The sequence below is a fragment of the Prevotella sp. C561 genome (assembly GCF_000224595.1).
Lineage (GTDB): Bacteria > Bacteroidota > Bacteroidia > Bacteroidales > Bacteroidaceae > Prevotella > Prevotella jejuni.
In genome coordinates this window covers 98,691-109,185 of sequence record NZ_JH114148.1, presented here as the reverse complement: position 1 = coordinate 109,185, position 10,495 = coordinate 98,691, and the positions used below count along the sequence as shown (strand labels likewise).

General features: G+C 39.7%; 15 protein-coding genes and 1 pseudogene. 4 read left to right on the top strand and 12 right to left on the bottom strand.

Features of this window, described 5'->3' with window-relative positions; translation table 11 throughout:
* Positions 1 to 195 (bottom strand): annotated as a pseudogene (locus HMPREF0666_RS18700) (helix-turn-helix domain-containing protein); the annotation flags it as partial.
* Between the two features lie 595 nt (positions 196 to 790).
* Between HMPREF0666_RS18700 and HMPREF0666_RS10955 the strand changes: the two are divergent.
* The 4 genes from HMPREF0666_RS10955 (at position 791) to HMPREF0666_RS10940 (ending at position 4,137) form a co-directional block, all read left to right on the top strand.
* Positions 791 to 2,113, top strand: coding sequence for a radical SAM/SPASM domain-containing protein (locus HMPREF0666_RS10955; RefSeq protein ID WP_042856302.1), 1,323 nt, complete (start codon positions 791 to 793; stop codon positions 2,111 to 2,113).
* A 34-nt stretch (positions 2,114 to 2,147) separates the two neighbouring features.
* Positions 2,148 to 2,489, top strand: a complete 342-nt coding sequence (locus tag HMPREF0666_RS17405) for a hypothetical protein (RefSeq protein ID WP_009012412.1) — start codon at positions 2,148 to 2,150, stop codon at positions 2,487 to 2,489.
* 444 nt (positions 2,490 to 2,933) lie between these two features.
* Positions 2,934 to 3,605 carry a hypothetical protein gene (locus tag HMPREF0666_RS10945; protein ID WP_009012411.1) on the top strand — a complete coding sequence of 224 codons (672 nt, stop codon included), beginning with the start codon at positions 2,934 to 2,936 and terminating at the stop codon, positions 3,603 to 3,605.
* Positions 3,606 to 3,615: 10 nt separating this feature from the next.
* A complete protein-coding gene (locus tag HMPREF0666_RS10940; protein ID WP_009012410.1) occupies positions 3,616 to 4,137 on the top strand; it encodes a hypothetical protein in 522 nt (173 codons plus the stop codon).
* 81 nt (positions 4,138 to 4,218) lie between these two features.
* Here the strand turns inward: HMPREF0666_RS10940 and rplQ are convergent, their stop codons facing one another.
* The 11 genes from rplQ to rpmD form a co-directional block, all read right to left on the bottom strand.
* Positions 4,219 to 4,710 carry a 50S ribosomal protein L17 gene (gene rplQ, locus HMPREF0666_RS10935; protein WP_009012409.1) on the bottom strand — a complete coding sequence of 164 codons (492 nt, stop codon included), beginning with the start codon at positions 4,708 to 4,710 and terminating at the stop codon, positions 4,219 to 4,221.
* Positions 4,711 to 4,768: 58 nt separating this feature from the next.
* On the bottom strand, positions 4,769 to 5,767 hold the full coding sequence (locus HMPREF0666_RS10930; protein ID WP_004361631.1) for a DNA-directed RNA polymerase subunit alpha: 999 nt from the start codon (positions 5,765 to 5,767) through the stop codon (positions 4,769 to 4,771).
* A gap of 13 nt (positions 5,768 to 5,780) precedes the next feature.
* On the bottom strand, positions 5,781 to 6,389 hold the full coding sequence (gene rpsD / locus HMPREF0666_RS10925) for a 30S ribosomal protein S4 (protein WP_009012408.1): 609 nt from the start codon (positions 6,387 to 6,389) through the stop codon (positions 5,781 to 5,783).
* Positions 6,390 to 6,426: 37 nt separating this feature from the next.
* Entirely contained in the window at positions 6,427 to 6,816 is a 390-nt protein-coding gene (gene rpsK, locus HMPREF0666_RS10920) for a 30S ribosomal protein S11 (protein ID WP_004383890.1), read from the bottom strand.
* Positions 6,817 to 6,836: 20 nt separating this feature from the next.
* The gene (gene rpsM / locus HMPREF0666_RS10915) at positions 6,837 to 7,217 is read right to left on the bottom strand and encodes a 30S ribosomal protein S13 (RefSeq protein ID WP_004361628.1); all 381 of its coding nucleotides are present in this window, start codon (positions 7,215 to 7,217) and stop codon (positions 6,837 to 6,839) included.
* 98 nt (positions 7,218 to 7,315) lie between these two features.
* Entirely contained in the window at positions 7,316 to 7,432 is a 117-nt protein-coding gene (rpmJ, locus tag HMPREF0666_RS10910) for a 50S ribosomal protein L36 (RefSeq protein WP_004352823.1), read from the bottom strand.
* Positions 7,433 to 7,445: 13 nt separating this feature from the next.
* Entirely contained in the window at positions 7,446 to 7,664 is a 219-nt protein-coding gene (gene infA, locus HMPREF0666_RS10905) for a translation initiation factor IF-1 (RefSeq protein ID WP_004352768.1), read from the bottom strand.
* Between the two features lie 7 nt (positions 7,665 to 7,671).
* Positions 7,672 to 8,472 (bottom strand): type I methionyl aminopeptidase, encoded by an 801-nt coding sequence (map, locus tag HMPREF0666_RS10900; protein WP_042856290.1) that lies wholly within the window; start codon positions 8,470 to 8,472, stop codon positions 7,672 to 7,674.
* 16 nt (positions 8,473 to 8,488) lie between these two features.
* A complete protein-coding gene (gene secY / locus HMPREF0666_RS10895; RefSeq protein ID WP_009012406.1) occupies positions 8,489 to 9,829 on the bottom strand; it encodes a preprotein translocase subunit SecY in 1,341 nt (446 codons plus the stop codon).
* Positions 9,830 to 9,833: 4 nt separating this feature from the next.
* On the bottom strand, positions 9,834 to 10,280 hold the full coding sequence (gene rplO, locus HMPREF0666_RS10890; RefSeq protein ID WP_009012405.1) for a 50S ribosomal protein L15: 447 nt from the start codon (positions 10,278 to 10,280) through the stop codon (positions 9,834 to 9,836).
* A 26-nt stretch (positions 10,281 to 10,306) separates the two neighbouring features.
* The gene (rpmD, locus tag HMPREF0666_RS10885) at positions 10,307 to 10,483 is read right to left on the bottom strand and encodes a 50S ribosomal protein L30 (RefSeq protein ID WP_009012404.1); all 177 of its coding nucleotides are present in this window, start codon (positions 10,481 to 10,483) and stop codon (positions 10,307 to 10,309) included.
* Positions 10,484 to 10,495: the final 12 nt, after the last annotated feature.

The following is a 10,495-nucleotide window of genomic DNA, read 5'->3' as shown; positions in this document are numbered from 1 at the left end:
CCTTGTTTGTACTGCATTTGCTTGGGCAGTTTCCCAATTATAGTGTCTTCGGACTCCGCTATTACGTCTTATTTCACGAGACACTGTACTTGCACTTTACATTTTATCGCCTTGGCAATATCTTTTTGTTTCGTTCTATTTTTGGAGTAGCACAGAAATTGTGTACCTTTGCTCCGAGGTTAATTGTTTGTACATTGCAATGCAAAATTAATTAATCTTTGGGAGACAGAGGTCTCCCTTTCTTATTTTTATGCATTGCTTGTTGATTTTCTTCTCATGGGGGCTTCTCGCCCCCAAACCCCTCGGTGTTTTCAGGTATAGATTATTAAGCTACACCAGCACTTGGGATTGCAGTTCTATGTTGAACTTGCGACATTTGTGCCATGTTTGGTGGGCACTTTACAAACCACTCGCCATTCATTGCACAAAACTTGCAAACGAGGTTATTCGACCCGGTTAAATCTGGAAAATTCAACTAAGGAGTCGTCACTAATCGAGTTTAGGCAGGTTCTGTGCCCCTATCCTATATGGGGGCATGGACTGTCTTTACTTTATTTTGACTCCAAGGTGTTTTCCAGAACCGAACCGGATAAATAAAGATAAAGCGGGCCGTGTCCCCTTTCTTCTTTTATCCTCTCTGCATCATTACTAACATTTTAATAATTAGAAATTATGGAAATTATCTATTACGTCGAGAAGAAAAAAGACAAAAGACTTTTCTACGGCTGCTATGCTGTATGTTGCAAAAAGACTCACACAGGCTCCAAAGGTATTCTGTAACATCTCAAATATGGAGAAAAGAAAAAGCATAAGCCCACTAAAGGTTTATAGTTTTCCCGAACAACTACACATAGAGTCTATTTTAGGGCTCTATGTGATAGTTTCACCTCTTACTGCTAATTGGATTGTACTTGAGAATGAAGAACAAATAGACTTTTTCAAACTCTTACAAACTAACAATCTTGAGACAGCCTTAAAGTCTTTTAAAGGCAACCAAAAGAATGCACATGCCGTAGTAATCCAAATAGAAGCTAAGCAGTTTGAGAAGAAAGATGTAAGACCTGCAAACTATAGTGGGGTTATGCAATTTCATTTAACCAATGCATGCAATATGAGCTGTCCCCACTGCTATATGTATGCAGGAAAGAAGAAAGAAAAGGAGTTAACTACAGAAGAAATCTATAAAGTAATAGATCTATTTAAAGAGAGTGGAGGTGAGCAAATAACATTCACAGGGGGAGAGGTTTGTATGAGAACAGATCTTCTTGATATCATCAAACACACGCATAGTTCAGGACTAAATGTAGAAGTTCTGACCAACGGAACTTTATGGAAAGAAGAAGACATTAAAGCTGTTAGTCCATATCTATCACGTGTTCAGATAAGTATTGATGGGATTAACGAAGAAGAAAACTCTAAAATCAGGGGTAAAGACAACTTCGAGAAGGCACTCAATACTGTTGATACATTTCTATCTTACGGTGTGCCAACAGATATTGGTATCACCCCTTGGTTTGACAAAACTCTAAAAAATAAGATACAAGGGTATGCAACCTTTGGAAAGGAACTTATAGAAAAATATAAAGATAAGCCTTTCGGAATCCGTTTCACAACAAGTTTATTAGATGGGCGAGAGATAAAATTTTCTTCACAAGAAAAACAAGAATATGAGACTATTACAGAATCCATATACAAATATTGTATGGGTGAGGACGTTTTAGACTTAGCTTTCATTGATTTCCATACACACTTTTTGTTAGAAAACAATTGTGAATTTGGCAACCTAACAATAGAGTCAAACGGAAACGTATATTTCTGTCCTTCATTATCTATGCTCCCAACTTCCTTGAACATAAGAAGAAATTCTTTTGAAGAGATACTCTCTTTCTCAAAAGAAGCAAGTAGAATTTCATGTGTAGATAACTTGATACCTTGTAGAAATTGCGATTTGCGATACATCTGCGGTGGAGGATGTAGAATACAATATTTTAAAGACTTTCAGCAAGAGGAAGCTTTCAAGATAGTCAACCATCCACGCAGAAAATGCACAGCAGAATATAAGCAGAGTATATACAAGCAAATGATAAGAACAAACGAGGCTCTATTTCAATAATAGAGTTATTATTAATAATAAAAAATAGACAACTATGGGAAAAATTTGTGGTTTAAAGTATTCATCTGTTAGATATAATGAAGATGAAGAAGAAGAGTATTATTTTGATGAGCTTGAAGATTGGCTTACAGAAGACGAAGTAGAAGCACTTACAGCTGACTGTCCATATGAAATATATCCGGAGGATGAAGACGACGATTATTATGATGATGACGACGACGATGATGATGATGATGATGATGATGATGACGATGATGATGACGATGATGACGATGACGATGATGAAGACGATGAGATGAGAGAACTTAGAATAGCGTGGATGAAAAATTATATACAAGTAATTGAAGAACAAAACGATGGAAGTTTACACAATTAATTAAGATATAAATAACACATCTATTTAATCCAAATCAGATATTAAACCAAACTGCTCATTTTTCTTACTTCTCATATCATTAGTTTCTCATTGAACGAAGACAAGTTAAACCCAAATAAACAAAAAGATGGGTTAAACGTAATTGATTATTAAGTTATTAAATGAGAATCATTTACAGACGTCAATTTCTAATGCCCGTTATTAGAAATCATTTGAAAATGCAGTTTAAGTAGCCTAATAACCGATTTGGATTAAATATTAATAGAATATTCCCAGAATAAGAGGGCTTAATAGCTCTTTGAATTCAAACCAATGCAAAATAAAAAGTACACGTATTAGATTATATTTCAGTAATTTGAAAGAACTATAAGTCCACTACAACAGAACAACGTCATTAATAAAACCTAACCTAAATCTTTAATTTTTACAGAGACCACTTTAGAAATGAAAATAAAGGAAACTTTAAAAGAAAGAATCAATAAGACAGAGTCCTCACTTTTGACATATTACGAGAACCCACAATTAAAAGCACGTGACGAGAAGATGGTAACTCTCATCTTTAATCGTCGAATGCACCTTAACCAACTATTCAAGCCAACAGATGAAAACTATCAGCTGTTAAAGGAATTCAACGAAACACTTAAAGAAGTAGTTATTAAAAAATATCAACAAAGCAGAGAGTTGTATTACAATACAAAGAAAATGTTGGCAGATAGCGGAAGTAGTTTGCTGTTTGAGGGTGTAGAGTGTAAGATATTCTTAGGAAAAGATAGACAATACTCAAAAAGTAATCCTTTCCAAGGAGAAGATTCAGAAATGATTTGGGAGATTCTCAATGATGAAAGTTATAACGATATCTATTGCAAATATGGTTGCTGTATGAGCTTCGACGGATATCATGGAGAGGAAGACAACAAGACAGAAATGGAACTCATGGGAATGCAAGATGCTGATGATTGTTGGAATGAAGGGTTATATAGAGAATGGAGTCACGACCTACACCTTCATCAGCATTTTCACAATCTATACGACCATACAAGCTTCAGCATCTTCGATTTCATTTATGTTAGGGACTTCTACACAAAGTTTGAACTAAAATTTAATCAGAATACTTAAACAAGAAGAAATGGAAAGAAAAGAGTTATGCATAATCTCCGATTCTGATATCCCATCGGGTTCTGGTGGAATCAACGGTGAAGGATATACATATGGACAATTACGTCATCAGCCCATTATCGCAGAGATACTGCAACGTATCACCCACCCTATTGCACGTCAAATGGCAGAGGACTGTAATGAGCGCAACCGTAAAGATGGATTTACTATGTATAAGGTAGATGGAGAATACTGCTTTGAAGGACTACGAGTAGGACCAAAAGTAAAAATCCCTTCTAAAAAAGAATTATTGGCTCTATTAGGAAATCAACCCATCAATGCAGCCTCTATCCGTAATATCACATATACGCTTATACGTGAAGAATTAGCACGGTTATACGGAACATCTGTACAAGAAGCTGCAGACATCATTGGCAACCAACTTGACTGCGCTCCACACGAAGACATCTCTGGCTATATCTTTATGGTACCCAACTGGGCGCATAAATGGTTCCGCCACAATGGCTATGTGTCAAGAATGTTAAAACAGTAGACAAACTAACTATCACAAATAAAAACTCCCGATACATTAAGTACCGGGAATTCTTTATTATAGAGATAAAATCTATTCGGATTATTCAGCCTTTGCCTCTTCAGCAACGTTCTCAGCAGCCTCTGCTGGTGCATCATCAGCCTTCTTTGTAGAACGACGGCTACGACGAGTCTTCTTAGCTTCAGCCTTTGGAGTCTTAGCCATGTTCTCATCATAGTCAACAAGCTCAATAAATGCAATCTGAGCAGCGTCACCCTGACGAGTTCCGAGCTTGATAACGCGTGTATAACCGCCTGGACGATCAGCTACCTTAACTGAAATCTCTTTGAAGAGCTCAGTAACAGCCTCTTTGTTCTGAAGATAACGGAATACAACACGACGTGAGTTAGTTGTATCATTCTTAGAACGTGTGATTAGCGGCTCAACATACTTCTTAAGAGCCTTTGCCTTAGCAAGAGTCGTAGTGATTCTTTTGTGCTGATTCAGAATCAAAGCAACTGCCAAGTTTGAAAGCAACGCAGCGCGGTGGTCAGCAGTACGACCCAAATGGTTGAATTTCTTATTATGTCTCATTTTGTTTTTAACTCGTTGTGGATAAACCCGTCAACTTGTCGTTTAGACAACTCGTCAACTATTCTTTATCCAATTTATACTTTGTAATGTCGGTTCCAAACGACAGATTCAGACTCTCGAGCAAATCATCAAGCTCAGAAAGCGATTTCTTACCAAAGTTACGGAACTTCAAGAGATCCGTCTTGTTGTACTGTACGAGGTCGCCTAATGTCTCTACATCAGCTGCCTTTAAGCAGTTAAGTGCACGAACACTCAAGTTGAGACTTGCGTCGGTCAACTTGGTCTTCAAGAGCTGGCGCATGTGCAGAACCTCCTCATCGAACTCCTGGTTGCCCTCCTGATCTGGATTCTCGAGAGTAATCTTCTCATCAGAGAACAACATGAAATGATAGATAAGAATCTTTGCAGCCTCTTTCAGTGCATCCTTTGGGTGGATGGAACCATCGGTCGTAACTTCAACAACCAATTTGTCATAGTCGGTCTTCTGTTCAACACGATATGGCTCAACGGCATATTTTACGTTACGAATTGGGGTGTAGATGGAATCGATTGGGAGTACGTTTACATCAGTGCAGTATTCACGATTTTCCTCAGCAGGAACGTAACCACGTCCCTTATTGATGGTCAAATCAATCTGCATAGAAGCCTTGGAGTCTAAATGACAAATCACCAAATCAGGGTTTAACACTTCAAATCCAGTCAGATACTTACCGATATCACCTGCTTTGAATTCGGTGGAATTCTCTACGGTGATACTAACTTTCTCATTCTCGAATTCTTCTACTACTTGCTTGAATCGAACTTGCTTGAGATTCAAGATGATGTTGGTAACATCTTCCTTTACACCAGGAACTGAAGAGAACTCGTGCTCAACACCAGCTATACGGATAGTGTTAATTGCGAAGCCTTCCAGCGATGAAAGGAGGATGCGACGAAGAGCGTTACCAATGGTAACACCGAAGCCAGGCTCAAGTGGACGGAATTCGAACTTGCCGAAATGGTCATTGGCCTCCAGCATCACTACTTTATCAGGTTTTTGAAATGCTAATATCGCCATTAATTTAATGATTTTATTGTTTAGAGTACAACTCAACGATTAACTGCTCCTTAATATTCTCAGGGATGTCAGCACGGTCTGGACGATGGAGGAACTTACCGCACTTAGCGTTATCATCCCACTCAAGCCAAGGATACTTGCTGTGGTTGAAGCCTGCCAAAGCAGCCTCGATAACCTCAAGTGACTTAGCCTTCTCACGAACACCAACAACGTCACCAGCCTTTACCTGATATGAAGCAATATTTACGACATTACCGTTAACAACAATATGCTTGTGGCTAACGAGCTGACGTGCAGCTGCACGAGTAGGAGCGATACCGAGACGGAACACTACATTATCCAGACGGCTCTCAAGGCTCTGAAGAAGAACCTCACCAGTAATACCATCTGCCTTAGCAGCCTTATCGAACAGATTACGGAACTGACGCTCCAAAACGCCATAAGTGTATTTAGCCTTTTGCTTCTCTGCAAGCTGAGCACCATACTCAGACACCTTACGACGACGGTTATTACCGTGCTGTCCTGGAGGGAAATTTCTCTTAGCTAATACCTTATCTGCGCCGAAAATTGGCTCACCGAAACGGCGTGCAATTCGTGATTTTGGACCTATGTATCTTGCCATAATTAATATGAATTCTTTTAATTGTTATAAGATGTGATTATACACGACGACGCTTTGGAGGACGGCAGCCGTTGTGTGGCAATGGAGTAACGTCAACGATTTCAGTTACCTGAATACCTGCTGCGTTAACCGCACGGATTGCGCTCTCACGACCGTTACCTGGACCCTTAACGAATGCCTTAACCTTACGAAGACCGAGATCGAAAGCTACCTTAGAGCAATCCTCTGCTGCCATCTGAGCAGCGTAAGGAGTATTCTTCTTTGATCCACGGAATCCCATCTTACCAGCCGAAGACCAAGAGATAACCTGACCCTCGTTGTTAGCCAAAGATACAATGATGTTATTGAATGAGCTGTGCACGTGGAGCTGTCCAAGTGCGTCAACTCTTACATTTCTTTTCTTAGATGTTGCTGATTTCTTTGCCATAATTAATTTCCTCCTTAGAATTACTTAGTAGCCTTCTTCTTATTAGCAACAGTCTTCTTCTTTCCCTTACGGGTACGAGCATTGTTCTTAGTACTCTGACCGCGAACAGGAAGACCATTACGATGTCTAACACCACGATAGCAACCTATATCCATGAGGCGCTTGATGTTCATCTGGATCTCAGAACGGAGATCACCTTCAACTTTGAATTCAGCACCGATAATTTCACGGATCTTGGCTGCCTGGTCATCAGACCACTCGCTGACCTTCAGGTCACGGCTAATACCAGCCTTATCCAATATCTTTGCTGAACTACTTCGACCAATACCATAGATATAGGTCAATGCGATTTCGCCACGCTTATTCTGGGGCAAATCTACTCCAACAATTCTTATTGCCATTGTTTGATAATTAAATAAATTAATGTCATTTAGCGCTAAAAAGCATGCAAAGGTAAGCATAATTTATGAGAAAGCCCACCTCGTTACACTTTTTTAACTTAACCCTGACGCATTTTGAACTTAGGGTTCTTCTTGTTAATAACGAACAGGCGACCCTTACGACGAACGATCTTGCAGTCAGCTGTACGCTTCTTTAATGATGCTCTTGTCTTCATATCTCTATGTTGTTTATTTGTATCTGAAAACGATTCGACCCTTAGTCAGGTCGTATGGACTCATCTCAACCTTCACTTTATCACCGGGAAGAATCTTGATGTAGTGCATTCTCATCTTACCGGAAATATGAGCGGTGATATCAACACCATTCTCTAATTCCACTCGAAACATCGCATTTGATAGTGCTTCGAGAATTGTTCCGTCCTGCTCTATTGCAGTTTGCTTTGCCATATACTAATTAAAAATTTTGTCCTTCTAAATGTTCTACTTCTTCAAAAGAAGATAAAATATCAGCCTTACCAGCTCTAATAGCAATGGTATGCTCAAAGTGTGCTGCTGGACGACGGTCACGTGTAACAATACTCCATCGGTCTGGTAATATACCAATTTCTCGACTACCCAAAGTAACCATCGGCTCTATTGCTATACACATTCCTGCCTTCAGTAATACTCCACTACCCCGCTTTCCATAATTAGGAATTGCTGGGTCCTCATGCATCTCACGTCCAATACCATGACCTGTTAGTTCACGAACAATACCATAGCCTTGTGCCTGACAATAGTCTTGAATAACTTGACCAATATCACCAACATGATGCCCAGCCTGTGCCACCTCAATACCCTTATAGAGAGACTCTTTTGTTGTACGAAGTAACTTCATTACATCTTCGCTTACTTCTCCAACACAGAAAGTATAACAACTATCTCCGTTGAACCCGTTAAGTAAAGTCCCACAATCAATAGAAATTATATCCCCATCCTTCAGTACAACATCTTCACTTGGTATTCCATGTACGACTACGTCATTAACAGACGAACATATACTACCAGGAAAAGGAGGGCCATAAGAACTGGGGAAGCCTTTAAATGTAGGAATGGCACCATTGTCACGAATAAACTCTTCAGCTATTTTATCTAATTGGAGAGTTGTGACACCTGGCTTAACATGACGACCAACCTCTGCCAGAGTTTTACCTACCAGCAGGTTGGCCTCACGCATGAGTTCTATTTCATCTTCAGTCTTTAGAAATATATTCATTCCCTAAGATAAAGATCTAATAAGCTGCAACACCAGCATTGCTACGTGTATGTCCTGAATTGAGAAGTCCATCATAGTGGCGCATCATTAAATGAGATTCAATCTGTTGAAGTGTGTCGATAACAACACCAACAAGAATCAACAATGAAGTTCCACCAAAGAACTGACCAAAGGCATCAGCAACATTTAAATATCCTGCCAATGCAGGCATAATAGCAATGAAAGCGATAAACAAAGCACCTGGTCCCGTAAGACGAGACATTACAGTATCAATATAATCTGCTGTATCCTTTCCAGGTTTAACGCCAGGAATAAAACCGTTATTGCGCTTCATATCCTCAGCCATCTGAGTTGGATTAAGTGTAATCGCAGTATAGAAATAAGTAAACACTACGATAAGGAGCACATAAATACAGTTATACGCCAGACTCTTTGTATTCATCAAAGACTGGAGAACAGAACTGGTATTATCAGATGAATACTGTACAATTGCCAATGGTATAAACATCAAAGCCTGCGCAAAGATGATAGGCATAACATTAGCAGCAAACAGTTTCAAAGGGATATACTGACGAGCTCCACCATATTGTTTATTTCCAACGACGCGCTTAGCATACTGCACAGGAATCTTTCGAGTACCTTGTACAAGGAGTAAAGCCGCACATACAACAGCATAAAGAACAATAATCTCTATGATAAGCATCACAATACCACCACCGATAGCCGCAGAAACGCGATTACTAAACTCCTGAATAAGAGCTTGGGGCAAACGTGCGATGATACCAATCATAATAATCAAAGAGATACCATTACCAACTCCTTTATCCGTGATACGCTCACCGAGCCAAAGAATGAACATAGAACCTGCAGCAAGAATAATTGTCGCAGGAATCATAAATGTAGTCCAATCGATGCCTGAAGCCAGAGCACCACCAGCCTGCACTTTTAAGTTCAACAAGTAAGACGGTGCCTGAAACAGTAGGATTACTACTGTCAGGACACGCGTATACCAGTTTATCTTCTTATGGCCACTTTCGCCTTCACGCTGCATCTTTTGGAAATAAGGTACAGCGACAGCGAGAATCTGTAAAACGATAGAAGCTGAGATGTAAGGCATGATTCCCAATGCGAAGATTGACGCATGAGAAAATGCACCACCGGAGAACATGTCCAAAAGTGACATAAGACCGCCCTTGGTCTGTGCCTGCAACTTTTCCAATAGGGTAGGATTAATGCCAGGAAGCACCACAAACGACCCGAAACGGTAAATAGCTGTGAACAGAATAGTTATGAGAAGTCGCTGACGCAAATCCTCAATTTTCCAACAGTTCTTCAGTGTCTCAATAAACTTTTTCATTAACTTAGATTATAGTTGTGTTACCACCTACTGCCTTAATAGCTTCTTCGGCAGTCTTAGAGAAAGCATTTGCTGAAACTTCCAACTTAGCCTTCAACTCACCATTACCAAGAATCTTAACAAGTTCCTTACCATTGGTGAGACCAGCAGCCTTAAGCTCCTCTACACCAATCTTAGTAAGATTGTTCTTCTCAGCAAGAGCCTGAAGAGTTGAAAGATTTACAGCGAAATATTCCTTGTGGTTGATGTTCTTGAAACCAGCCTTCGGTACACGACGCTGGAGAGGCATCTGACCACCCTCAAAGCCAATCTTCTTCTTATAACCAGAACGTGACTTTGCACCCTTGTGACCACGAGTAGAAGTACCTCCGAGTCCAGAACCTGGACCACGACCAATACGACGACGTGAATGTGTAGAGCCAACAGCTGGTTTCAAATTATTTAATTTCATAATTACTGTTTTCTTTAAAAGATTACTTAATCAATTACTGATACCAGGTGATGAACCTTACGAATCATACCACGGCAGCTTGGAGTATCCTCAACCTCTATAATCTGAGAAATCTTACGAAGGCCCAATGCACGTAAAGTCTCTTTCTGGTCTTTAGGAGCACCAATCTGGCTCTTAATCTGCTTAATCTTAATTTTTGCCATAATTAAATACCT

Bases quoted from the DNA above. Each gene is read 5' to 3' on its own strand.
- HMPREF0666_RS10940 (WP_009012410.1), top strand. From the start codon at position 3,616: ATGGAAAGAAAAGAGTTATGCATAATCTCCGATTCTGATATCCCATCG.
- infA (WP_004352768.1), bottom strand. From the start codon at position 7,664: ATGGCAAAGCAAACTGCAATAGAGCAGGACGGAACAATTCTCGAAGCA.
- rpsM (WP_004361628.1), bottom strand. From the start codon at position 7,217: ATGGCAATAAGAATTGTTGGAGTAGATTTGCCCCAGAATAAGCGTGGC.
- HMPREF0666_RS17405 (WP_009012412.1), top strand. From the start codon at position 2,148: ATGGGAAAAATTTGTGGTTTAAAGTATTCATCTGTTAGATATAATGAA.
- HMPREF0666_RS10955 (WP_042856302.1), top strand. From the start codon at position 791: ATGGAGAAAAGAAAAAGCATAAGCCCACTAAAGGTTTATAGTTTTCCC.
- rplQ (WP_009012409.1), bottom strand. From the start codon at position 4,710: ATGAGACATAATAAGAAATTCAACCATTTGGGTCGTACTGCTGACCAC.
- rpmD (WP_009012404.1), bottom strand. From the start codon at position 10,483: ATGGCAAAAATTAAGATTAAGCAGATTAAGAGCCAGATTGGTGCTCCT.
- HMPREF0666_RS10930 (WP_004361631.1), bottom strand. From the start codon at position 5,767: ATGGCGATATTAGCATTTCAAAAACCTGATAAAGTAGTGATGCTGGAG.
- secY (WP_009012406.1), bottom strand. From the start codon at position 9,829: ATGAAAAAGTTTATTGAGACACTGAAGAACTGTTGGAAAATTGAGGAT.
- HMPREF0666_RS10945 (WP_009012411.1), top strand. From the start codon at position 2,934: ATGAAAATAAAGGAAACTTTAAAAGAAAGAATCAATAAGACAGAGTCC.
- rpsD (WP_009012408.1), bottom strand. From the start codon at position 6,389: ATGGCAAGATACATAGGTCCAAAATCACGAATTGCACGCCGTTTCGGT.
- rpmJ (WP_004352823.1), bottom strand. From the start codon at position 7,432: ATGAAGACAAGAGCATCATTAAAGAAGCGTACAGCTGACTGCAAGATC.
- rpsK (WP_004383890.1), bottom strand. From the start codon at position 6,816: ATGGCAAAGAAATCAGCAACATCTAAGAAAAGAAATGTAAGAGTTGAC.
- rplO (WP_009012405.1), bottom strand. From the start codon at position 10,280: ATGAAATTAAATAATTTGAAACCAGCTGTTGGCTCTACACATTCACGT.
- map (WP_042856290.1), bottom strand. From the start codon at position 8,472: ATGAATATATTTCTAAAGACTGAAGATGAAATAGAACTCATGCGTGAG.